A 22,449-nucleotide genomic window follows, 5' to 3' on the forward strand; every position below is an offset into this window, starting at 1 on the left:
CGGGCACCCCGCCGTACGGCGCGGAACGGCACGGCGACGCGCGGTGGGACCCGGCTGAGCGTCGTACCGGGATCAGATCAGGAAGGCCTCCAGCTCCGTGCCGTACCAGCGGTTGGTCCGCCCCAGCGGGCGCAGCCCGAGCCGTTGGCAGACGGCCAGCGACGCGGCGTTGTCGGGCCGGACCACCGCGTAGATCTCGGTCAGACCACCGGTGAATCCGTGCGCGATCGCGCCGCGGGCCGCCTCCGTCGCCAGGCCGCGGCCCCAGGCGTCGGGGTGGAAATGCCAGCCCACCTCGACCTCGCCCTTGCTCCCGGTCCCGTCGGACGGATCGGGCAACGGCACGAGGAGGACGGTGCCCGCGACCGTGGCCGTCGACCGCTCCTCCACCGCCCAGACGCCGTACAGCGGGTCCCGATTGCGCTCCTGCCAGCGCTTGATCGTGCGAGCCGCGGCGGCGCGGGCCGTCATCACCCGGGGCTCGGCGCCGAGCCAGCGCGACACCTCCCACCGCCGGTAGATGTCGAACACGCGGTCCTCGTCGGTGTCCACCCAGTCGCGCACCACGAGCCGTTCCGTCTCGTAGACCACCTTCGGATCCATGCCGGCACCTCCCCATCGCTTGCCGTTCATGTATCCGCCCGAACCAGCCGAGAGCAAGCGACGTCTCAAGTCTGTGACCAGTTGGAGAGTGCGCGCACCCCTTCGGACACGTTTGGTGACCGGTTGCCTGCAGTTCCTGCGGTTCGGGTGGCTCGAGGCGGTCTCCTGTCTCTTCCCGGTCTGCTTGTTCGCCGGCCTCGCCGTCTCCAAGTACGTCGACCTGCCACTCCCCCGGTACGACGCCCTGCTCGTGTACTGCCTGGGCCTGACCCTGCTGTTCTGGGTGATCGGCCTGGAGACGTGGCGCGAGGTCGCGGTGATCTTCGGGTTCCACCTGGTCGGGCTCGGCCTGGAGTTGTTCAAGGTGCGGGTCGGGTCGTGGCACTACCCGGGTGAGGCGTACACCAAGGTCGGCGGGGTGCCGCTGTTCGCCGGGTTCATGTACGCCGCGGTCGGCAGCTACATCTGCCAGGCTTGGCGGCGGCTCGACCTGCGGGTGAGCGGCTACAGGCCGGTGCTCACGACCGTGCTCGCGGTGCTGATCTACGCGAACTTCTTCACTCATCATTGGATCGTCGACCTCCGGATCCCGATCGCGATCGGGCTGCTCGTCGTACTGCGTCGCACCTGGGTCTTCTACTCGGTGGGCGAACGGCGGTACCGGATGCCGCTCGCGGTGTCTTTCGGACTGATCGGGTTCTTCCTGTGGGTCGCGGAGAACTTCGGCACCTTCCTGGACGCCTGGAACTACCCGGACCAGGTGGACGTCTGGCGGCTCGTGCATCCGGCGAAGTTCGGCGCGTGGGCGTTGCTGGTGAGCATGAGCTTCGTCCTCGTCGCGAGTGTGAAGTCGCTGGAGGGCAGGCTCTACCACCGCGGCGCACCGGCCAGCGTCGCGACGCCGCGGGCCACCGACGTCACGGCGGTCGAGATCTCACCGCAACACGAGAACGCCAACCAGACCAGGTGACGGCGCGTCTCCTCTGGTGTCCGGCACAGCAACTCGACGGCTGAGCTGCGAGGGGCTCCTGAGGGGGAGCGACCGGGTACATCCGCCTGATCTGCAAGGGAGCATCATGTCCCGTAGGTTCGCCGCGTTCGTCGCGACCGGGACGGCGCTGGCCGTTCTCGTCATCGGTTCACTGATCGCCATCGCGCTGGGGAAGGCGCAGCCACCCAAGCCCACGGTGGCGTCGACATCCACGTCGGCGACGCCGTCGGTGACACCGACGAGGACGCCGACCGTCAACGCTCCCGCGTCGCCGCACCGACCCGTGCCGAACCCCACCGCCGCGCTTGCCGCAGGCAACAAGAAGGTCCTGTTCCTCAGCTTCGACGACGGTCCGGATCCGGTCTGGACGCCGAAGATCCTGCAGGTGCTGGCCAGGCACGGAGCGCACGCGACCTTCTTCGAGCTCGGCAGCATGCAGGCTGCCCACCCAGGTCTGCGTGAACAAGTGCTTGCCGCTGGCAACACCATCGGCAGCCATTCGATCACCCATGCGCAGCTGACCGCGGTGTCCGCCGCCAGGCGGCACCGCGAGATCTTCGACGGACCCCGGTCGACCTGCTTCCGGCCGCCGTACGGCGCCACGAACGCGAAGGTCCGCGCCGACATCACGGCCGCCGGCATGGTGCAGGTCCTCTGGGACGTCGATCCACGCGACTGGGCCCGGCCCGGCACGCAGGCGATCGTTCAGAACATCCTGACCCACGCCCACCGGCGCAACATCATCCTGCTGCACGACGGCGGCGGGGATCGCTCGCAGACGGTCGCCGCTCTGGACAAGGTGCTCCCCCTTCTCAAGGCGCAGGGCTACTCGTTCCCCGCGATGGCCTGCTGACGTCAAGCCTTCCTCGCCACCGCGGAACAGACCCGGAACTCGTCACGCATTCTTCCGGCAAACTTCCGGCACTCTGCCGGATTCACCAGAAACTGTCGGCGGCCTTCGGCACTATCAGTCACATGACCGGTACGACGGTGTTGTTGCTGCTGCTGTTTCTCGTGGTGGGGGTGGTCCTCGGGGTTGTGTTCGGGGTGCTCTGGGTGCGGGGAAGGGATGGTGCGGAGCTTGCGCGGGTGACGGCTGAGCGGGACGCGGCCGAGGATCGGGTCGTCGAGCTCACCCGGGAGCGGACTGCTGTCGGGCAGCAGATGTCGGGCCAGGCCGTGGTGAAGGAGGCGCTGGATCGCCTGCATGCGCAGCTGAATCAGCTGGAGCAGGGACGTGCGGCGTGGCAGAGCCAGCTTCATCAACAGGTCAACGAAGTACGGATGAGCGGTGAGGCGCTGCGGCGGGAGACGGCTTCCTTGTCGACCGCTCTGCGGAAGCCACAGGTGCGCGGACGCTGGGGTGAGCTGCACCTGCGCCGGACCGTCGAGCTTGCCGGCATGGTCGCCCACTGCGACTTCACCGAGCAGACGACGACCGTCGGCGAGGACGGCTTGTTGCGACCGGACCTCGTGGTGCGTCTTGCCGAGGGCAAGAATCTGGTCGTCGACTCGAAGGTTCCGCTGGCCGCCTTCCTGGAGGCGGCCGAGTCGGACGACCCCGCCTTCCGTGAGGAGCGGTTGCGCGCGCATGCCCGGCATCTGCGAACACATGTGGATCAGTTGGCGTCGAAGGCGTACTGGACGCGGCTGTCCCCGTCACCGGAGTTCGTCATCCTGTTCGTGCCGGGCGAGTCCTTCCTGTCGGCGGCGCTCGACGTGGAGCCGAGCCTGCTGGAGTACGCCGCTGAGCGCCGGGTGATCCTGGCGACTCCGACGACACTCATCGCCACCTTGCGCGCGGCGGCGTACGCGTGGAACCAGTCCGCCCTGACCGAGTCCGCGCAGCAGGTCTTCGAGCTCGGTCGCGAACTCTACGACCGGCTCAGCACCATGGGCGACCATCTGAGTCGGGTCGGCCGCTCGCTCACCTCTGCCGTCGAGGCGTACAACGGCACGGTCGGGTCGTTCGAGCGGCGGGTGTTCATCACCGCCCGGAAGCTCAGGGACCTGCACGTCACGGAGGCGGAGTTGACCGCGATGGAGTCGATCGAGGCGTCCGTCCGCCCGCTCACGGCTCCGGAGTTCCTCGCGGTGGAGGATCCCGACCCGACCCGCAAATGGCCTCCGCCCCAAGCCGGCTGACGGCAGGCGTGTCGGAAACCCGACAGGGGTGGGGCATTGACAGGGATGAGCGGGTCGCCAACGATGAGAGCGCTCTCACCTGGTCGTCCGGCGATCCACCGTCCCTCGTCGTTCTGACCTGAGCGCCGGTCGCTGGGCTGGTGTGCCCTGGTAACGCAGCGGCTCGGCCGGCCGGCGCCTCGCCTTCTCGTACGGGACAACGTGAGGAGGAACAGTGCGCGTCAAACATCACCTGCTGGCGATCGCCGTGGCCGCGGCGAGCATCGCCGGCGTACTCACGGCGACCAACGACAGCCCGGCGGCCGCCGTACCCGCGACCATTCCACTGAAGATCACCAACAACTCCGGCCGCTCCGATCCGGTGTACATCTACAACCTCGGGACCAACCTGGCCACCGGCCGGCAGGGCTGGGCCGATGCCGCGGGCAACTTCCACCCCTGGCCGGCCGGCGGCAACCCGCCGACACCCGCGCCGGACGCGTCGATCGCAGGCCCGGCCAACGGGCAGTCGCTGACGATCCGGATGCCGAAGTTCTCCGGCCGGGTCTACTTCTCGTACGGCCAGAAGCTCGTCTTCAAGCTCACCACAGGCGGTCTGGTGCAACCCGCCGTACAGAACCCGAGCGATCCGAACCGGAACATCCTGTTCAACTGGTCCGAGTACACGCTGAACGACTCGGGGCTGTGGATCAACAGCTCCCAGGTCGACATGTTCTCCGCGCCGTACGCCGTCGGGGTGCAACTCGCCAACGGGACCAGCAAGTCCACCGGTCGCCTCAAGCCCGGCGGCTACAACGGGTTCTACAGCGCGCTCCGCGGCCAGCCCGGCGGCTGGGCGAACCTGATCCAGACGGCACCGAACGGGAGCGTGTTGCGAGCGCTGTCACCCCTGTACGGCGTCGAGATCGGTGCGCTGCCCGCCAACGCGATGGACGACTACGTGAACCGGGTGTGGTCGAAGTACAGCTCGCAGACGCTCACGATCACGCCGTTCGCGGACCAGCCGAGCATCAAGTACTACGGTCGCGTCTCCGGCAACGTCATGAACTTCACCAACAGCTCGGGCGCGATCGTCACGTCGTTCCAGAAGCCGGACTCGGCCAGCATCTTCGGCTGCTTCAAGTTGCTCGACGCACCGAACGACCAGGTCCGCGGGCCGATCTCGCGCACCCTGTGCGCCGGCTACAACCGCTCCACCCTGCTGGTGAACCCGAACCAGCCGGACCCGAACAACGCGAACTTCTACCTCGACAACGTCACCAACCACTACGCCCGCAAGATCCACGCCCAGATGGCCGACGGCAAGGCCTACGCGTTCGCCTTCGACGACGTCGGCCACCACGAGTCCCTCGTCCACGACGGCAACCCGCAGCAGGCCTACCTGACCCTCGACCCCTTCAACTGACCCGGTCTCCGCCCCGGCCCACCGCACCCACAGCCCAGCTGTGGGTGCGGTGGACTGTGCCGGCAACCGGATGTGCGCGGCACTGAGGACTTGACGTGGGAATCGGTTAGTGGCAGCTTACCGTTCGTGGGGACTTACGGATTGCCGGGGGCGGCGGGCCCGGTGCTGGATGCGCTGGGAGATCCGACGCGGCGGGCGATTCTCGAGACGTTGCGGCGGGGCGGGCCGAGTTCGGTCGCCGCGCTGGCCGAGCGGATTCCGGTGAGCCGGCCGGCGATCTCACAGCACCTGAAGGTGCTCGGGGCGGTGGGTCTGGTGGATCACGAGTCGCGCGGCACGCGGAACATCTACCGCGTCGACCGCACCGGCCTCGACGAACTCCGGGCCTGGCTGGACCGTTTCTGGGACGACGCCCTCGAGGCGTACGCCGACCACATCCGCCGCACCGAGGATCGCCGGACGACCGAACGACGTACTGAGGAGGAGCGGGGATGAGTGTGGATCAGGGGTTGGCGGCGCTGGTCAAGCGGGTTGTGGTGCCAGTCGGTCCGGAGCGGGCGTTCGAGGCGTTCACGGCGGAGATGTCGGCGTGGTGGCCGTTGAGGACGCACTCCGTGACTGAGGAGAACGCGCGGGAGGTGCGGCTCGACGGCGCCGTGGGTGGGCGGATCGTCGAGTACGACGACGGTGGTGAGGTCGGGTCGTGGGGGACGGTTTCGACGTGGGATCCGCCGACGTCGGTCAGCTTCAGCTGGCATCCCGGCACCGATCCGGAGCAGGCAGGACAGGTGACGGTCACCTTCACGGCGGTGGAGGGCGGCACGGAGGTCCAGTTGGTGCACACCGGGTGGGAGCGGCGTCCGGACGGTCTCCGGGCCCGGGTCAACTACGACACCGGCTGGGAGTTGGTACTCGGCACCTACGCCACAGCCCTCAGCGACTGATCCACCACCCGACCGCAGCCTCTGGAAGCTGACGGCCGCGGGACGGGTCAGACGGTCCAGGCGTGGTCCGACGTACCGGTCGTCGGCAGGCCGGCCGCTTTGAGGTCCGTGCGGAGCTCCCGCGGCAGCGCGAAGGTGAGGCTCTCCTCGGCCGTGGTGACCTCCTGGACCTCGCCGTAGCCACGCTCAGCGAGCCAGCGCAGTACGTCGCGAACCAGCACCTCGGGCACACTCGCGCCGCTGCTGACGCCGACCGAGTCGACACCGTCCAGCCAGGCCTCGTCGATCTCGTCGGCGTAGTCGACCAGGTAGCCGGCCTTGGCGCCGTGCTCGAGGGCGACCTCGACCAGGCGGACCGAGTTCGAGGAGTTGCGGGAGCCGACCACGATCATCAGGTCGGCCTCGGGGGCGAGTTTCTTGACCGCGGCCTGGCGGTTCTGGGTCGCGTAGCAGATGTCGTCACTCGGCGGGTCCTGCAACTTCGGGAACCGCTCGCGCAGCCGCCGTACCGTCTCCATCGTCTCGTCGACGGACAGCGTGGTCTGGGACAGCCAGACGACCTTCTCGGGGTCGCGGACCGTCACGTTCGGCACGTCGCCCGGACCGTCGACGAGGTGGACGTGGTCGGGCGCCTCGCCGCTGGTCCCGATGACCTCCTCGTGGCCCTCGTGACCGATCAGCAGGATGTCGTAGTCGCTGGCGGCGAACCGCTTCGCCTCGTGGTGCACCTTGGTCACCAGCGGGCAGGTCGCGTCGATCGTCTTGAGTTGCCGCGCGGCCGCCTCCTCGTGCACCACCGGGGCGACACCGTGTGCGGAGAAAATCACCGTCTGACCCTCGGGCACCTCGTCGGTCTCGTCGACGAAGATCGCGCCGCGCGCCTGCAGCGTCTGGACGACGTGCTTGTTGTGCACGATCTCCTTGCGCACGTAGACCGGCGGGCCGTACAGGTCGAGCGCCTTCTCCACCGCCACGACCGCCCGGTCCACGCCGGCGCAGTACCCGCGTGGCGCAGCGAGCAGCACCCGCTTGGTCCTCACCGCGGTCGTCGTGGGCGTGTTCTCAGGCTGGGCAGTCACGCCCCCATGGTACGGGCCGGGTTCAGGCCTACCCGAGCCGCGCCGGACCCGGAACAGCGGGGCCTGTGAGCAGCATCACGTCGTACGCACGAAGCAGGAGTACCAGGGGCCGGACTCGAACCGGCGGCCTCACCCTTATGAGGGGCGCGCGCTCACAAACTGCGCCACCCTGGCCAGACGTTGCACAGGGCAACCGATCGCACGTCGAGGAGCCGCCCGCCCTGTCCGGACGGCTCCCCCGGGAGGTGTTTCCAGTCCCTCCATCATCCCGCCGAAACGCCTTACCCGCAAAGGAATTACGGTCCGCCCAGGCCTGGATCGCCACGAAGTCAGCCGCGGTCAGTCCGCGGCTCGCCTCGACCCGGTGCAGCAGGTGCGACGAGTGGAGCTTGGAGAGGAAGAACCGGTCGTGCCGATTCACCTCGTCGTCCACCCAGACGAACGGTCGGTCGCCCACCCATTCCGCGACGTACGGCGTCTTCCACGATCCCCGCCGTACTCGTGCCACCGACTCTCTCGGCGGCCAAGAGATCACCGGCAACTCGGGCAGGCCGAGAAGAGGTGCCAGCAGGCGGTTGGCGCCGTGTTCCCAGCTGGTCGCCCAGACGAGGTCGAAGGTCTCCGCGAGCAGGTTGAGCCTCACCCCGTGCTGCTGGTTGAGCAGCACAATCCAGGTCTTGTCACCCTCGACGATCTCGTGCCGCTGGTAGCCCGGGGGTATCACCTTTGCCCGATAGGGGTTGAGCGGCCCGTCGATGTCGAGGAGCAGGAAAGGGCGATCCGAGGCGTCGTACGGGGGCATGATCACCTCTTCTGTACTCAGGGTAGCTGGGGCAGCACGGTAGCGAGACTCGCGCGAATTGAGGAGCCGTGCGGGGGTTTGTCGGCGGGGGGTCGTAGGGTCTGGGCGTGGCTTTGGAGACCTCGCCGGATGCGCCTGCAGCCGTTCGCACGATCGCGAACGGCATTGCGAGCTGGATCAATCAGCTCGGCGCGGTGTGGGTCGAGGGGCAACTCACGGACGTGTCGATCAACCGCGGTACGACGACCGTCTTCGGCACCCTGCGCGACACCGACGCGGACATCTCACTGCGGTTCACCTGCAACCGCCGGGTGTTCGAGGCGGTCGACCCGCCGGTGACGGACGGCTCGCGCGTGGTGGTGAACGCCAAGCCCAACTTCTTCGCCCGGCGCGGCACGCTGGCGCTCGCGGTCAGCGAGATCCGGCACGTCGGGATCGGTGAACTTCTCGCCCGGATCGAGCGGCTGAAACAACTCCTCGCGGCCGAGGGCCTGTTCGCGTCGTACCGGAAGAAACCGTTGCCGTTCCTGCCGCACACGATCGGCTTGATCTGCGGGCGGGATTCGGCAGCGGAGCGCGACGTACTCGAGAACGCGAAGCGGCGGTGGCCGGCGGTGGCGTTCCGGATCGAGTACGCGTCGGTGCAGGGGCCGGCGGCGGCCGGTGAGGTGATGACCGCGCTGCGGAAGCTCGACGCCGACGAGTCGGTCGAGGTGATCGTGATCGCCCGCGGCGGTGGGTCGCTGGAGGACCTGCTGCCGTTCTCCGACGAGGGTCTGATCCGGGCGGTGTCTCAGGCGCGTACGCCGGTGGTCAGCGCGATCGGGCACGAGCCGGACTCCCCCTTGCTGGACCTGGTGGCCGACCTGCGCGCGTCGACGCCGACGGACGCCGCGAAGCGGATCGTGCCGGATGTTCGCGAGGAGCTGGACGGCGTACGGCTGCTGCGGGAGCGCGGTCTGCGCGCGATCACCGGCTGGCTGGACCGGGAGATGCACGCGCTGGCGGCGATCCGGAGCCGGCCGTCGCTCGCCGCGCCGGTGACCGATCTGCAGCGGCGGTCCGACGAGGTCGCCGCGCTGGTCGAGCGCAGCCGGCGGACGCTGACGCATCGGCTGGACCGGGCGAGTGACGACATCGCGCACCGGCTGGCGAGCGTACGGGCGTTGTCCCCGAAGGCGACGCTGGAGCGCGGGTACTCGGTGCTCCAGTTGCCCGACGGCACCGCCGTCCGGGAAGTGGCGCAGGTGGCGCCCGGCGATCTGCTGCAGGCGCGGGTGAGCGACGGCCGATTCGCCGTCGAAGTCAAGTCCGAGGAGAACACGTGAGCGGCGACCGTCCGGAGATGTCCTACGAGCAGGCCCGGGAGGAACTGGTCGAGGTGGTCCGCAAACTCGAAGCCGGCGGCACCACTCTCGAGGAGTCCCTGGCCCTGTGGGAACGCGGCGAGGAACTCGCCGCCACCTGCCAACGCTGGCTCGACGGCGCCCGCGAACGCCTGGCCAAGGCCCAGGCCACCCACCAGGAAAAGCCCAACTGATCCGACTCGGCGTCAGCCCTTGACGGCGCCGAGGGTGAAGCCGGTGATGAAGCGTTCGAGGAAGAGGTTGAAGATCAGGGCGATGGGGACGGCGACCAGGATCGTGGCGGCTTGCAGGGACTGCCAGAAGAAGACGTCGCCGCGGACCAGGGCGGTCGGTACGCCGGTGCTGATCGGCTTCTCGCCGGACGGTGAGACGAAGGCCAGGGCGTAGATGAACTCGCTCGCGGTCAGGGTGAACGCGAAGACGACGACCGCCACCACACCGGGGAAGACCAGTGGTACGACGGTCCGGACGAAGGCGCCGAGCCGGCTGTAGCCGTCGACCATCGCCTGTTCCTCGATGTCCTTCGGGATCGTGCGCAGGAACCCCATCAGCAGCCAGATCGAGACCGGGATCGTGATGGTCGGGTACACGAGGACGAGCGACCAGGTGCGGTCCTGCAGGCCGGCGGCCACGACCATCCGGGACAGCGACAGGAACAGCAGAGTCGGCGGCACCAGGTAGACGAAGAAGATCGCGATCGCCATCGGGCCCGACCACGGACGGTCGAGCCGGGCCAGGCTGTACGCCGCGGGCAGCCCGAGGCCGAGCGTGATCGCGGTGACCAGCAGGCCCACCCACAAGGTGTTCCACACGAACGTCGGGAACTCCGTGCTGTTGAACAGGTAGTCGATGTGCTCGGTGGTGGGCGTCAGGTTGAACAGGAACGGGTTGTTGCTGCGCCGGTACAGGTCCCGGTTCTCCTTGAAGGCGGTGATCCCGGCCCAGATGAACGGCCCGGCCGCACCGAGCGCCGCCAGGATCGCCAGCAGGTACACCGTGACGCGGGACGCCAGGTGATGCCGCCGCGCACGCCGGCGCAACTGCTCGATGTCGGCGGTCGTCATGACACGTCCATTCGCCGTACCGCCCGGAGGATGGCGATCGCCGCGGCCAGCAGCAACGGGAACAGGAACAACGCGATCGCCGCGCCCTGGCCAACGTCCCCGCCCTCGATGCCGCGGAAGAACGCCCAACTGGCCAGCACCTGGGTGGAGTTCGTCGGCCCGCCGCGGGTCAGCACGTAGACGACCGCCATGTCGGTGAAGGTCAGGATCGCCCCGAACAGCGCCGCCACCGCGATGATCGGCATCGTCAGCGGGATGGTGATCTCGAACATCCGCCGCCAGAACCCGGCACCGTCGACCGAGGCCGCCTCCTGGACGTCCTTGGGGATGGCCACCAGCCCGGCCATCATGATCACCGCTGCGAGCGGGACCAGCCGCCACACGTGCACCACGATGACGGAGCCGATCGCGAGGTCCGGCTTGCCGAGCCAGTACATGTTCGCGTCGATCGCGCCCAGTTCCCGCAGGACCCAGTCGATCGGCGAGAACACCGAGTCGAGCAGCCACAGCCAGGCGATCGTCGACAGCGCCACCGGAGTGGTCCAGGGCAGCAGGACCAGGAAGCGGACCAGCCACTTGCCCCGGAAGTCGGCGACCAGGATGTTCGCGAGCACCTTGCCCAGTACGACGATCAGCGCCATCGAGACGACCGTGAACACGACGGTGTTGCGCAGTGACCGCCAGAACACCGGGTCTTCGAAGACGTTCTGGTAGTTGCGCAGCCCGGCCCAGTCGAAACTCGCGTCCCCGGCGGTGACGTCGCTGAAACTGAACGCGATCGCCAGGAAGAACGGGATGGCGACCAGCGCGACGATGTACCCGACGGACGGCAGCAGGAACACCCAGGCCAGCAGGTCGTCGCGGTCGGCGAAGCGCCGCCGTACCGTCAGATCGACCGGTTCGGTGACCCGTGACGGCTCGGCGACCTTCGTCATGATCCGGTCCGCACCGAGACCGGCTCGGTGCGCTCCCCGCTGTCCGCGTCGAAGAACCGCAGTCGTTCCGCGTGCACCGCGAACTCGTGCTCCTGACCCGGCTCGACCGCCGACGTCACCGTCGCCGGAAGCCTGGCGATGACCCGGGTCTCGGCCCCCAGACCGCGCACCGTTCCGTACAGGTGGCGATCACCGGACAGATACTCGACGCGGTCGACCTGGAAGGGCACCACCAGCCGATCGTCACCGTGGACCATCGTCTCCGGCAGCAGATGCTCGGGCCGGAAGCCGACCAGTACGCCGTCGCGCGGCACGAGGTTCATCGGCGGCGACCCGAGGAAGGTCGCGACGAACGTGTCCGCCGGGTCGTCGTACACCTCGACCGGTGGGCCGACCTGGCGGATCCGGCCGGCGTACATGACCGCGATCCGGTCACCCAGCCCCATCGCCTCGACCTGGTCGTGGGTGACGTAGATCGTCGTGGTCCGGACCCGGCGCTGGAACCGCTTGAGTTCGTCCCGCGCACTCGCCCGCAGCTTCGCGTCGAGGTTGGACAGCGGCTCGTCGAGCAGGAACACGCTGGGTTCGCGGACGAGAGCCCGGGCCAGCGCGACCCGTTGCCGCTCGCCGCCGGACAGCTGACGCGGCCGACGGTCGAGCAGCGAACCGATGCCGAGCAGGTCGGCGGCCCACTCGGTCTTCTCCGCCCATTCCGCCTTGTCGATCCCCTGGGCCTTGAGCGGGAAGACGATGTTGGCCCGCACGGTCTTGTGCGGGTACAGCGCGTAGCTCTGGAACACCATCGCGACGCGGCGCGCCCGCGGCGGCAGTTCGTTCACCACGTGCCCGCCGATCCGGACCTCACCGTCGGTCGGTTGCTCGAGGCCCGCGATCGTCCGCAACAGGGTGGTCTTCCCGCAACCCGATGGCCCGAGCAGGACGAGGTACTCGCCCTCGGTGGTGGCCAGGTCCACGCCGTCGACCGCGTTCACCCGGCCATGTGCGCGCCGACGGCGGGCCCGCCCGCCCTCGAACACCTTGCGTAGCCCACGGACCTCGACGACAGCCACGCGACCTCACCTACACTCCGCCGACCAGACCGCGCTGCCGCCACTTGTCGAAGATGGGTTTGATCTGCCGCTCGGCGTCGGCGACCGCCTGCTCGGGGCTCAGCTCCCCGCGCGCCGCCTTGGCGAACATGTTCGGGATGACGAACGTCGCGAACACCTCGCCGATGGCCGTGTTCGCGGGCCCCGGGTGGCCGATGTTCGTGCTCCACTCGATCGCGTTCTTGAGTACACCGAGCTTGTTCTCCGGCTTCGCGCCGAACGGGTCCCGGTCGAGCCAGCCGTTGAGCTGCGGCACCAGCCTCGGGAACGCCGGCAGGTCGTAGAGTTTCGAGTGGTACGTCGCCGACGGCCAGTTGGCGGTGTAGTGCAGCAGGAACTCCTTGGCCGCGTCGACGTTGCGGGCGTGGTTCGGGACGATCCAGTTGTACATCACGTGCTGGGCGGCGAGTGCGGTCTCGGGGCCCTTCAGCGCCCGGGTGAAGTAGATGTCGTCGGCAACTTCCGGGTTGGCCTCCTGGGCGGTCCGCCACGCCGAGATCGAGTTCAGGATGTACGACATCTGGCCGGCGATCAGGCCCTGGTTGTTGGACGCCGGGTTCCAGGAGAAGACCTCGTTCGTCATCGTCTCCTTGAACAGGCGCTGCATGAACTCCACCGCGGCGACCGTCTCGGGCGAGTTGATCACCACCTCCTCGTCCTCGTTCTGGATCGAGGCGCCGTACGACCACATCAGGGCCCGGCCGGCCATGTTGGAGTCGATCTCCTGGGACATTCCCAGGCCCATCTGGATGTTCTTGGTCTTCTTGATCTCCGCACCGCCGCGGAGCAGGTCGTCCCAGGTGGCCGGACCGTCGGGCAGCCCGACCGACTCCCACAGGCTCTTGCGGTAGTCACCGGGGTCGGGGACCCAGCCCGGTGCGTACGCGTAGTGCTTGCCGGTGGCCGGGTTCTGGCTCGACTTGACGCACAGCTTCAGCTGCTCGCCGAACCGGTTGGTCGCTTCCTCGGCGACGTCCTTCAGGTCGACCACACTCGGCTCGAACTGCGAGAGCGGCGCGATGTACTGGATCAGGTCATGGCCCTGCCGCGCCTGGATCTCGGCCGCGGTCCGGGCCACGATCTCGGTGTTGTTGATGTGGTCGACGGTGACGTTGACGCCGACCTCCTTGCCCCAGTTCTTCGCGAACGGGTCGAACCACTGGTCGTGGCTCGGCACGAAGTGGCTCCAGAGCAGGATCCTCAGGTCGCCCGACAACTTCGACGCCGGCGAGGACATGGTCGGGCTCGGCGCCGGAACGGTCGCCTGCGGCGGCCCGGCGTCGTCTCCGGCGTCACCGCAGGCCGCGGCGGTGGTGGCCACGGCGGTCAGCCACAACAGGCTCCGGCGGGAAATACGAGTCTGCTCGTCCATCGCGCACCTCCAGCGCGAGACTCTTCTCCCCAGCCTGTTCTCGGAAAACCTGACTAGTCAACTTTTTGAAAGTCCCAAGAGGGTCTCGGCGGCCGTGCGCAGGCCGGTCTTCAGCCGATCCAGGGCGAAACCCTGCTCGCGGAGGGCGTGGTGGAGGTCGGCCGCGAGCGGAGCCAGGAGCAGGTGGGCGGTGTAGTCGGCATCCAGGTCGGGACGGTCTTCCTCGACGAGGAGGGCCAGGTGGCGGTGCCAGAGGCGGTAGGAGCCGATGCGGTAGCGGGCGCCGTCGGAGGCGTTCTCGCTGTCCATGAACAGTTCGACGTGCCGGTCGAGCAGTTCCAGGTACGCGTCCAGGAACGCCGTGACCCGGTCGGCCGCGGGGGCACCAGGTCCCAGCGGCGGCGGTCCGCTGAGGATTTTCGCCTGGAGTTCCTGTTCACGCTCGTCCAGTAAGGCCACCGCCAGGCCGGCGCGATCGCCGAAGCGGCGAAAGACGGTGCCCTTGCCGACGCCGGCCGCCGCGGCGATCGCATCCAGTGACACGTTCTTCACGCCGTGCTCGGTGAACAGGCGGTCGGCCGCCTCCAGCACCCTGAGCCGGTTGCGGCGGGCATCGGCGCGTTCCGGGCGCGGCTGCCCGACGACCGGAAGATCCCGTTGTGAAGCGGACTGCGGTCCGGTACTGTCGTTCATAAGACGGACTGTAGTCCGCTAAAGACTCTGGAGGAAGCATGAGCAACACCCCCGCCCGGATCGCTGTCGCGTATCACTCCGGGTACGGCCACACCGCCAAGCAGGCCGAAGCCGTCGCGGCCGGCGCCTCGTCGGTGCCAGGCGCCGTGGCCGAACTGGTCCCGCTGGACGAGCTGACCGAGGACGTCTGGGACCGGCTCGCCGCCGCGGACGCGATCGTCTTCGGCGCCCCGACGTACATGGGCAGCCCGAGCGCGGTGTTCAAGAAGTTCGCCGAGGAGAGTGTGCGGGCCTGGGCCGACAACCTGGCCTGGCGGGACAAGATCGCCGCCGGGTTCACCAACTCCAAGGCGATGTCCGGTGACAAGCTGAACAGCCTGGTCGACCTGGCCGTGCTCGCCGCGCAGCACGGGATGATCTGGGTCGGCTTGGACCTCTACCCCGGCTGGGCCGAGAGCACCGCGAGTATCGAGGACCTCAACCGGCTCGGCAGCTGGCTCGGCGCGATGGCACAGTCCGACGCCGACCTGTCGGCGGAGAAGGCGCCGCCGGCCACGGACCTGCGGACCGCGGAGGCGCTCGGCGTCCGGGTCGCGACCGTCACACTGCGGCACCTCAGGGGAGCGCTGGCAGCCTGATGGCGTGGTTCATTCTGCTCGCCGCGGGAGTCGTCGGACTCCGGCTGGTCGGCGCCGAGTAGTCACGGGGCCGTGCGGTGGCGGCGGTGCGGGCCGCGGGTGGGCAGCGGCGCGGGGTGGGGCGAGTCGTCGAACGCGCCCGGAGTGAAAGCGCCGCGGGCCGCGCTGTAGCCGGCCACCAGGTTGCGGTAGTCGTCCCAGGTCTCGACCCGGAGCGGAACGTTGCCTATGGCATCGACCACGGTGACCGGGTGGTGGCCGAGCTCGATCAGCTCCCACAGGTCGGCGTCGCTGCGCAGCTGCCGCAGTTCGCCGAACAGCTCCCGGCCGAACCAGCACGGGTTCCCGCGACCGTCGTCGTACCGGCTGACTCCGATCGGTGTCGCCGGTCCGGCGACCTCGGCGACCAGCGACCACACCGTGGCCGACGTCACGCCCGGCTGGTCGCCGAGCAGCACCACGATCCCGTCGGTACGGCGGTCGACCGCGTCCATCGCGGGCACGATCGACGAGCTGCCGGTGTCCGCGTGCGGCGACTCGACCACGCGGACGCCGCCGAAGTCGATCCGGTCCCGGATCGGCCCGGACGCGGCGCCGAGTGTCACGATCAGCTGGTCGAACCCGCACTGCCGGGCGGTGTCGAGCGTCGCACCGAGCAGCGTCCCGCCGTGGTAGGACAACAGTTGCTTCGGTACGCCGAGGTGCGGAGAACTTTCCGCGGCGAGCAGCAGCCCCGTGACGAACATGCTCGCATCAACCCCTGATCCGGGTCGCCGGAAATCTCACCGCAGGCTCCCTCTGCCGATTTCCCCGAGCGCATCGTCAAGCCGAAGAATCGATGGAACCGCGCCGCTACCGGACGTGTCAACGACCGTCCGGAACGTGGTCGGGAAATGTTCAGCGCAGGACCGAGGCAAGCGTTTCCAGGGCCGGATAGCCGGCGTCTCCGACCACGATCGTGGTGACCCCGGAACCCACCAGCACCAAGGCGTTCTCGCCCTCCCGGTCGAGCAGCACCTTGCGCTGCCAGGTGACGCCCTCGACGGTCGCCGTACCGTCGTCGGCGGTGCGGCCGAGTTCGTCGGACTGGAATTTGTTCCCGGACACGTTGGACTGTTCCAGGCCGACGTACTTCTTCTCGTTCGTGACGATGCCCAGGTGCCAGGTCATCGGGCTCTGTTCAGGGGTGCGGAATTCCACGCTGGTGGCCGTCCAGCCGGCCGGCATCGGGGCCGGGCCGCGGACCCAGGGCGCGACCTTCTTCGCGTCCTCCAGTTGCGCGGTGTACTCGACTGCGCGGATCTTCTCCTCCTTCGGCCGCCAGGTGACGAGCACCAGGAAGGCGACCACGACGAAACAGGCCAGCAGCGCCCAAACCATGTTGGTCAGCGTGCGCGCGTTGGCCCGGTCCCTGCGGTTCTGCTCCCGGTAAGCGATCGCCTCGGCGCGCGCCCGGGCCTTCTCCCGTGCCTCGGCGGCCGCCCGCGGGTCCTCCGTCACCGCGTTCGCACCGTCGTCACCTGTCGAACTCATGCCACGAGTGTCGCATCTCGGCTGAACGGCCCACGAGGGCGTTGGCTACGATCCGGTGGCATGAGCGATCCCAGCACGCCACCTGCCCATCTCGAGGTCGAGGCGGATGCGCCGGACCGGAACCTCGCCCTGGAACTGGTCCGGGTCACCGAGGCGGCGGCGATGGCGGCGGGCCGCTGGGTCGGCCGCGGCGACAAGAACGGCGCCGACGGCGCGGCGGTGAACGCGATGCGCACGCTGATCGGCACCGTCGGGATGAACGGCACCGTGGTGATCGGCGAGGGCGAGAAGGACAACGCCCCGATGCTCTACAACGGCGAGCAGGTCGGGTCCGGCGACGGTCCGGAGTGTGACGTCGCGGTCGACCCGGTCGACGGTACGACGCTGGTCGCGAAGGGCATGAACAACGGCATCGCGGTGATGGCGGTGTCGCCGCGGAACTCGATGTACGACCCGTCCGCGGTCTTCTACATGGAGAAACTGGTGGTCGGCCCGGAGGCGGCCGACGTGGTCGACATCCGGCTCCCGGTCGCGGAGAACATCCGCCGGGTGGCGAAGGCGAAGGGCTCCACGGTCGACGACGTCACCGTCGTCCTGCTGGACCGGCCGCGGCACGAGGACCTCGCGACCCAGATCCGGGCCACCGGGGCGCGGATCAAGTTCATCAGCGACGGCGACGTGGCCGGCGCGGTGGAGGCGGCCCGGCCGGACACCGGTCTGGACATGCTGCTCGGCATCGGCGGTACGCCGGAGGGCATCATCGCGGCCTGTGCGATGAAGTGCCTGGGCGGACTGATCCAGGGCCGGCTCTGGCCGCGTGACGACGAGGAGCGGCAGAAGGCGATCGACGCCGGTCACGACCTCGACAAGGTGCTCAGCACCGACGACCTGGTCAGCGGTGACGACTGCTTCTTCGTCGCCACCGGCATCACCGAGGGCGAGTTGCTGCGTGGCGTCCGGTACGGCCGGTCCACCGCGCGCACCCACTCGCTGGTGATGCGGTCGCGCAGCGGCACGATCCGCAGCATCGAGAGCGTGCACCAACTGTCCAAACTGCGCGCCTACTCCACCATCGACTTCGAGCACGCCCGATGACAGTGCTTTTGGCCGGGCCTTCGGCGCCGGCGTGGTCATGGGGCTCGAACTCCCGGCCTTCCCTCGTCGCTCCAGTCGCTGTGCTGAATGCCGCGCCTCCGGCGCGGCGGGTCATGGGGCTGTTGCTCCCGGCCTTCCCTCGTCGCTCCAGTCGCTTCGCTCCCTCCGCTCCTCAGTCCAGGCCGGAAGGCCCCATGACCGGGCTCCCTCCGCTCCTCAGTCCAGGCCGGGAGGCCCCATGACCGTGCCCGTCCTCGTTGTCGGTGAGGCTTTGGTGGACATTGTCGGCACCGGGGCCCGTTCCACCAGCAGGAACGGCAACGGGAAGGCGAAGGTGACTCCCGGGGGCTCGCCGGCCAACGTGGCGGTCGGGCTCGCGCGGCTCGGCGTACCGACCGAGCTCGTCACCCGGTTCGGGACGGATCCGTACGGCGACCAGCTCGGCGCTCACCTGTTCGGCAACGGTGTCCAGCTCGCGCCCGGCTCGGTCGACCCGGGTTTCCGGACCAGTACGGCGACCGCGACGCTCGACGCCGCCGGGGTCGCGTCGTACCAGTTCGACATCACCTGGGAGCCGCCGGCTTTGTCGCTGTCGCGCGGCTGCCCGGCGATCCACACCGGGTCGATCGCGACCGTGCTGGAGCCCGGCGCGAAGGCGATCCACGCGTTCCTGAAGTCGATGGCCGACCAGCCGGTGACGGTGACGCTCGACCCGAACGCCCGGCCGACGATCACGCCGGATCCGGTGTCGACGTGGGCCGCCGTCCGTGAACTGGCCGCGTTGTCCGACCTGGTGAAGCTGAGCGACGAGGACTGCGAGTTCCTCCGGCCGGGGATGTCGGCCGACGAGATCGCGGCGGAGTTGCTGGGCGTCGAGCGGACGCGGTGCGTGGTGATCACGCGCGGCGGCGACGGTGCGATCGGGATCAGCCGGGACGCACGCGTCGAGGTGACGGCGCCCGCGATCGAGGTCGTCGACACCGTCGGAGCGGGCGATTCGTTCATGTCCGCGCTGATCGCCGGCCTGCACGCACGCGGGCTGCTCGGCGAGACCAGGCTGAGCGGACTGACCGAGTCGCAGCTGCGTGACGTGGTGGACTATGCGGTGAAGGCGGCCGCGATCACCTGCACGCGGGACGGCGCCGACCCGCCGACGGCCGCGGAGCATCTTGCCACCTGGGGTGCTTGATGTCGGCCGATGCCTGGAGCGCCGAGCTCGAAAGCAAGGGCAGCGTCGTCTTCCCGCCGCGGCGCGGGCGGCTGGCGGTCCGGCTGGCCGGCTTCGCACTGCTGATGCTGATGTCGGCGTGGACCAATCTCGACCATCTGCGCAACGACGACATCTCCGGCACCCTCGGCGTACTGCGGCTGACCGCCCTGGCCGCGTTCGTCTACGGGACCGGCCTCACCCTGTGGCAGCTGATCACCAATCGGCCGGTCGTCACGGTCGATGCCGAGGGCATCAGCCGCGGCCGCAGCCTGCGATGGTCCGGCATCGCCGGCATCGACGATCCGGCCGGCTTTCCGCTGAGCCGCACCGTCCAGATCCACCCGGCCGACCGCCGTACCCGGCCGATCCGTATTCCCCAGGACAACGTCGAGGACCTCGACGCCCTCACCCTCTGGCTGCGGTCACTGCACGCCCGGCACCGCGGCTAGTTCACCGCGCTGCGGACGGCGCTGAGGTGTTCACGTGCCCGGGTCGCGGCGAGGTCGGGGTCGCGATCGCGGATGGCCTCGGCGATCGCCTCGTGCGCGGCCTGGTCGTGACGGTGCCGGTGCGTGTGGTCGAGCTTGAGCATGTCGAGCATCGCGCGGCGGATCCGCGGCACGAAGGTGTCGAACAGTTCGGTCAGTACGGCGTTGTGCGCGGCGGTGACCACGGCCCGGTGGAAGGCCAGGTCCGCCTCGACGTACCAGTCGTCGGGTGACTTCTCAGACGCCTTCTGGCGATCCGCGAGCGTGTAACGGAAGGTCCTCAGGTCGGCCGGCGTACGACGTGTCGCGGCCAGCCGGGCCGCCTCGGTCTCGATCGCCAGCCGGCCTTCCAGCACGTCGGTGATGTCGGCCTTGCGGAGAACCTTGTCCCAGTCCTCCGCCGCCTGCTGCGCGATCACGAACACCCCGGCACCCTGACGGCTCTCCAGGACGCGGCGGCCGGCCAGCTCACGAACCGCCTCACGGATCGTCGACCGGCCGACTCCCAGTTGCGCGGCCAGCGTCGTCTCGCCGGGGAGCTTCTGGCCGAGCTGCCACTCGCCGCTGCCGATCCGGCGGAGCAGCTCCTCGGCCGCCTGCTCGGCGAGGGGGTGTCGGCGGATCATGCGGCTCAGTCTAGGGCGTCCGAAGTTCTCAGCTTGTCTGAGGAGTTGGTTTCGGGTTAGCGTGATCGGCATGTCCTGGGGCCTCCTCCTTCTCGGCAGCCACGGCGGGAGCTGAATCGATCGGCGTCCCCACCGTGGAGTGCTGTCGCCTGCCGGTCGCCCGCCGCTTCGAGCCGAAGGACGCACCATGGACTGGAACCGCCAGCAGCCCTCCCCCATGCCCAGCCACCGCTACCGCGACATCTTCGCGAAGGTCCCGGTCGCACCCGTCGAGCGCGAGTGGCCGGACCGCCGGATCACCACCGCCCCGCTGTGGGTGCCGGTCGACCTCCGCGACGGCAACCAGGCACTGGCCGAGCCGATGGACCCACAGCGCAAGCGCCGGTTCTTTGAGTTGATGGTTGCCATGGGCTACAAGGAGATCGAGGTCGGGTACCCGTCCGCCTCGCAGACCGACTTCGACTTCGTCCGGCTGCTGGCCACATCCGATCTGGTGCCCCCGGATGTCACGATCGTGGTCTTCACCCCGGCCCGACCCGAGTTGATCGAGCGGACGATCGAGTCCGTGGCCGGCCTGCGTACGCCGGTCGTCGTCCACATGTACGCCGCCACGGCACCGGTCTGGCGCAACGTCGTACTGCGTCGTACGCGCGACGAACTGGCGTCGCTGATCTACGCCGGGGCGGAACAGATCCTGCGACTGGCCGGGGACTCGGTGCGGTTCCAGTTCTCGCCCGAGGTGTTCAACCTGACCGAGCCGGACTTCGTGCTGGAGTTGAGCGATCAGCTCACCAAACGCTGGGACGCGACACCGGAACGGCCCGTCATCCTCAACCTCCCGGCGACCGTGGAGGTGGCGACGCCGAACGTGTACGCCGACCAGATCGAGTACATGCACAAGAACCTGCCCCGCCGCGACGGCGTGATCCTGTCGGTCCACCCGCACAACGACCGCGGCACCGGGATCGCCTGCGCGGAACTCGCCGTACTCGCCGGTGCGCAGCGGGTCGAGGGCTGCATCTTCGGCAACGGCGAACGCACCGGCAATGTCGACATCGCCACCCTTGCGCTCAACCTGCACGCCCAGGGTGTCGACCCGATGATCGACTTCTCCGACATCGACCGGATCCGGGAGACGGTCGAGTACTGCACCCGGATGCCGATCCACCCGCGGCACCCGTACGTCGGGGACCTCGTCTACACCGCGTTCTCCGGGACGCACCAGGACGCGATCCGGAAGGGGTTCGCCCGGCAGTCGGCCGACGACGAGTTCTGGGATGTGCCCTACCTGCCGATCGATCCGGCCGATGTGGGTCGCGGGTACGAGGCCGTCGTACGCGTGAACAGCCAGTCCGGGAAGGGCGGGATCGCGCATGTGCTGGCGGCGTCGTACGGCGTGCGGATGACGCCGGCGCAGGAGAAGGAGTTCGCTCAGCACGTCCAGCGGCGTACCGACGAGACCGGCCGTGAGGCGACTGCGGCCGAGCTGAAGGAACTGTACGAGGAGGTCTTCGGGTGCTCGAACTGAAGGACGTCGACCTGGTCCGGGACGGCAAACTGCTGCTCGCCGGGGTCACGCTGATGATCGGCGAGGGTGAGCGCTGGGCACTGCTCGGGCCTAACGGTGCCGGAAAGAGCACGCTGCTCGGGTTGTGCGGCGCGATCACCCACCCGACCCGCGGAACCGTCGAGATCCTCGGCCGTCGCCTCGGCACCGTCGACATCCGCACGTTGCGCGAGTCGATCGGCCACGTCAATCCCCGGCATCCGCTGCGCTCGCCGCTTCGCGTGCTCGACGTCGTACTCACCGGTCTGACCGGCACGATCGAACTCATGCCTCGCTGGGAGCCCACTGCCGGTCAACGGGCGCGGGCTTCGGAGTTGATCGAGTTGCTCGGCATCGGTCCACAGGCCGGCGATCCGTGGACCACGCTGTCCCAGGGCGAGCGCGGGCGCGCGCTGATCGCACGGGCGCTGATCTGCGAGCCTCGCCTGCTGTTGCTGGACGAACCCTCCACCGGCTTGGACGTCGCCGCGCGCGAGCAGCTCCTCGAAACCCTTGACCACGTTCACCTGTCACGCCCTCACCTGGGGTCCGTCCTCGTCACCCACCATCTGGAGGAACTCCCCAGCTCCACCACCCACGCCCTTCTCCTCCGCGAAGGGACCGTCGTGGCGGCCGGCCCGGCAGACGACGTACTGACCACTCCCCTGGTCTCCGCGGCCTTCGACCACCCCATCCAGATCACCCGCATCCAAGGCCGCTGGACGGCTCAAGCCACCGCGCGCTCCCGCGTGGGGTAGTTGCCCAGCTAGAGTTGGCGCACTCCGGGGGCGGATACGAGGGCTG

At 69.0% G+C, this 22,449-nt stretch carries 24 protein-coding genes, 1 tRNA gene and 1 pseudogene; 14 read left to right on the plus strand and 12 right to left on the minus strand.

The annotated features are described in order from the left end of the window. Positions 1-72: 72 nt before the first annotated feature. Positions 73-603, minus strand: a complete 531-nt coding sequence (locus tag ACYVOK_RS27860) for a GNAT family N-acetyltransferase (protein WP_460665510.1) — start codon at positions 601-603, stop codon at positions 73-75. A gap of 115 nt (positions 604-718) precedes the next feature. Between ACYVOK_RS27860 and ACYVOK_RS27865 the strand changes: the two genes are divergently transcribed. The 6 genes from ACYVOK_RS27865 to ACYVOK_RS27890 all read left to right on the plus strand — a co-directional run bounded on the left by ACYVOK_RS27865 (position 719) and on the right by ACYVOK_RS27890 (position 6,088). Then, positions 719-1,573, plus strand: coding sequence for a DUF817 domain-containing protein (locus tag ACYVOK_RS27865; protein WP_460665511.1), 855 nt, complete (start codon positions 719-721; stop codon positions 1,571-1,573). Positions 1,574-1,679: 106 nt separating this feature from the next. Beyond that, on the plus strand, positions 1,680-2,447 hold the full coding sequence (locus tag ACYVOK_RS27870) for a polysaccharide deacetylase family protein (protein WP_460665512.1): 768 nt from the start codon (positions 1,680-1,682) through the stop codon (positions 2,445-2,447). 122 nt (positions 2,448-2,569) lie between these two features. Beyond that, positions 2,570-3,739 (plus strand): DNA recombination protein RmuC, encoded by a 1,170-nt coding sequence (locus tag ACYVOK_RS27875; protein ID WP_460665513.1) that lies wholly within the window; start codon positions 2,570-2,572, stop codon positions 3,737-3,739. Between the two features lie 214 nt (positions 3,740-3,953). Beyond that, positions 3,954-5,144, plus strand: a complete 1,191-nt coding sequence (locus tag ACYVOK_RS27880; RefSeq protein WP_460665514.1) for a glycoside hydrolase family 64 protein — start codon at positions 3,954-3,956, stop codon at positions 5,142-5,144. A gap of 126 nt (positions 5,145-5,270) precedes the next feature. Beyond that, positions 5,271-5,639 carry an ArsR/SmtB family transcription factor gene (locus tag ACYVOK_RS27885; protein WP_460665515.1) on the plus strand — a complete coding sequence of 123 codons (369 nt, stop codon included), beginning with the start codon at positions 5,271-5,273 and terminating at the stop codon, positions 5,637-5,639. Continuing rightward, positions 5,636-6,088, plus strand: a complete 453-nt coding sequence (locus tag ACYVOK_RS27890; protein ID WP_460665516.1) for an SRPBCC domain-containing protein — start codon at positions 5,636-5,638, stop codon at positions 6,086-6,088. Before ACYVOK_RS27885 ends, ACYVOK_RS27890 begins: the two co-directional genes overlap by 4 nt. A 47-nt stretch (positions 6,089-6,135) precedes the next feature. On the opposite strand, the gene ACYVOK_RS27895 is transcribed toward ACYVOK_RS27890, so the two are convergent. From ACYVOK_RS27895 to ACYVOK_RS27905, 3 genes and pseudogenes are all read right to left on the minus strand, one after another. Then, complete coding sequence (locus ACYVOK_RS27895; RefSeq protein ID WP_460665517.1) at positions 6,136-7,167, minus strand: 4-hydroxy-3-methylbut-2-enyl diphosphate reductase; 1,032 nt, start codon at positions 7,165-7,167, stop codon at positions 6,136-6,138. A 100-nt stretch (positions 7,168-7,267) separates the two neighbouring features. After that, a tRNA-Met gene (locus ACYVOK_RS27900) sits at positions 7,268-7,341 on the minus strand. A 166-nt stretch (positions 7,342-7,507) separates the two neighbouring features. Next, positions 7,508-7,969 (minus strand): annotated as a pseudogene (locus ACYVOK_RS27905) (HAD domain-containing protein); the annotation flags it as partial. 107 nt (positions 7,970-8,076) lie between these two features. On the opposite strand from ACYVOK_RS27905, the gene xseA reads away from it, so the two are divergent. Beyond that, complete coding sequence (gene xseA / locus ACYVOK_RS27910; protein ID WP_460665518.1) at positions 8,077-9,297, plus strand: exodeoxyribonuclease VII large subunit; 1,221 nt, start codon at positions 8,077-8,079, stop codon at positions 9,295-9,297. Between the two features lie 17 nt (positions 9,298-9,314). Beyond that, positions 9,315-9,509, plus strand: a complete 195-nt coding sequence (locus tag ACYVOK_RS27915) for an exodeoxyribonuclease VII small subunit (RefSeq protein WP_460665747.1) — start codon at positions 9,315-9,317, stop codon at positions 9,507-9,509. Positions 9,510-9,521: 12 nt separating this feature from the next. On the opposite strand, the gene ACYVOK_RS27920 is transcribed toward ACYVOK_RS27915, so the two are convergent. The 5 genes from ACYVOK_RS27920 to ACYVOK_RS27940 are packed head-to-tail and all read right to left on the minus strand — an operon-like array spanning position 9,522 to position 14,509. Continuing rightward, positions 9,522-10,400 carry a carbohydrate ABC transporter permease gene (locus ACYVOK_RS27920; protein ID WP_460665519.1) on the minus strand — a complete coding sequence of 293 codons (879 nt, stop codon included), beginning with the start codon at positions 10,398-10,400 and terminating at the stop codon, positions 9,522-9,524. Next, the gene (locus ACYVOK_RS27925) at positions 10,397-11,335 is read right to left on the minus strand and encodes a carbohydrate ABC transporter permease (protein ID WP_460665520.1); all 939 of its coding nucleotides are present in this window, start codon (positions 11,333-11,335) and stop codon (positions 10,397-10,399) included. Before ACYVOK_RS27925 ends, ACYVOK_RS27920 begins: the two co-directional genes overlap by 4 nt. Further along, positions 11,332-12,405 carry an ABC transporter ATP-binding protein gene (locus tag ACYVOK_RS27930; RefSeq protein WP_460665521.1) on the minus strand — a complete coding sequence of 358 codons (1,074 nt, stop codon included), beginning with the start codon at positions 12,403-12,405 and terminating at the stop codon, positions 11,332-11,334. The genes ACYVOK_RS27925 and ACYVOK_RS27930 overlap by 4 nt, the downstream gene beginning before the upstream one ends. A gap of 10 nt (positions 12,406-12,415) precedes the next feature. Beyond that, entirely contained in the window at positions 12,416-13,816 is a 1,401-nt protein-coding gene (locus ACYVOK_RS27935; RefSeq protein ID WP_460665522.1) for an ABC transporter substrate-binding protein, read from the minus strand. Positions 13,817-13,873: 57 nt separating this feature from the next. Next, positions 13,874-14,509, minus strand: a complete 636-nt coding sequence (locus ACYVOK_RS27940) for a TetR/AcrR family transcriptional regulator (RefSeq protein WP_460665523.1) — start codon at positions 14,507-14,509, stop codon at positions 13,874-13,876. Between the two features lie 38 nt (positions 14,510-14,547). Between ACYVOK_RS27940 and ACYVOK_RS27945 the strand changes: the two genes are divergently transcribed. After that, positions 14,548-15,147, plus strand: a complete 600-nt coding sequence (locus ACYVOK_RS27945; RefSeq protein WP_460665524.1) for a flavodoxin family protein — start codon at positions 14,548-14,550, stop codon at positions 15,145-15,147. Between the two features lie 62 nt (positions 15,148-15,209). Here the strand turns inward: ACYVOK_RS27945 and ACYVOK_RS27950 are convergent, their stop codons facing one another. Then, complete coding sequence (locus ACYVOK_RS27950) at positions 15,210-15,893, minus strand: nucleotidyltransferase family protein (RefSeq protein ID WP_460665525.1); 684 nt, start codon at positions 15,891-15,893, stop codon at positions 15,210-15,212. Positions 15,894-16,044: 151 nt separating this feature from the next. After that, a complete protein-coding gene (locus ACYVOK_RS27955) occupies positions 16,045-16,680 on the minus strand; it encodes a DUF4245 domain-containing protein (RefSeq protein ID WP_460665526.1) in 636 nt (211 codons plus the stop codon). Between the two features lie 60 nt (positions 16,681-16,740). Here ACYVOK_RS27955 and glpX point away from each other — a divergent pair, with 60 nt between their 5' ends. The 3 genes from glpX to ACYVOK_RS27970 all read left to right on the plus strand — a co-directional run bounded on the left by glpX (position 16,741) and on the right by ACYVOK_RS27970 (position 19,434). Continuing rightward, positions 16,741-17,775, plus strand: coding sequence for a class II fructose-bisphosphatase (glpX, locus tag ACYVOK_RS27960; RefSeq protein ID WP_460665527.1), 1,035 nt, complete (start codon positions 16,741-16,743; stop codon positions 17,773-17,775). A gap of 238 nt (positions 17,776-18,013) precedes the next feature. Then, positions 18,014-18,964 (plus strand): carbohydrate kinase family protein, encoded by a 951-nt coding sequence (locus tag ACYVOK_RS27965; RefSeq protein ID WP_460665528.1) that lies wholly within the window; start codon positions 18,014-18,016, stop codon positions 18,962-18,964. Next, positions 18,964-19,434, plus strand: a complete 471-nt coding sequence (locus ACYVOK_RS27970; RefSeq protein ID WP_460665529.1) for a hypothetical protein — start codon at positions 18,964-18,966, stop codon at positions 19,432-19,434. The genes ACYVOK_RS27965 and ACYVOK_RS27970 overlap by 1 nt, the downstream gene beginning before the upstream one ends. Here the strand turns inward: ACYVOK_RS27970 and ACYVOK_RS27975 are convergent. Next, positions 19,431-20,099, minus strand: coding sequence for a FadR/GntR family transcriptional regulator (locus ACYVOK_RS27975; RefSeq protein WP_460665530.1), 669 nt, complete (start codon positions 20,097-20,099; stop codon positions 19,431-19,433). The genes ACYVOK_RS27970 and ACYVOK_RS27975 overlap by 4 nt on opposite strands. A 187-nt stretch (positions 20,100-20,286) precedes the next feature. On the opposite strand from ACYVOK_RS27975, the gene ACYVOK_RS27980 reads away from it, so the two are divergent. Beyond that, complete coding sequence (locus ACYVOK_RS27980) at positions 20,287-21,627, plus strand: 2-isopropylmalate synthase (protein WP_460665531.1); 1,341 nt, start codon at positions 20,287-20,289, stop codon at positions 21,625-21,627. After that, the gene (locus ACYVOK_RS27985) at positions 21,615-22,403 is read left to right on the plus strand and encodes an ABC transporter ATP-binding protein (RefSeq protein WP_460665532.1); all 789 of its coding nucleotides are present in this window, start codon (positions 21,615-21,617) and stop codon (positions 22,401-22,403) included. The genes ACYVOK_RS27980 and ACYVOK_RS27985 overlap by 13 nt, the downstream gene beginning before the upstream one ends. The last annotated feature ends 46 nt before the right edge of the window (positions 22,404-22,449 follow it).

It is taken from the genome of Kribbella swartbergensis (assembly GCF_054784135.1).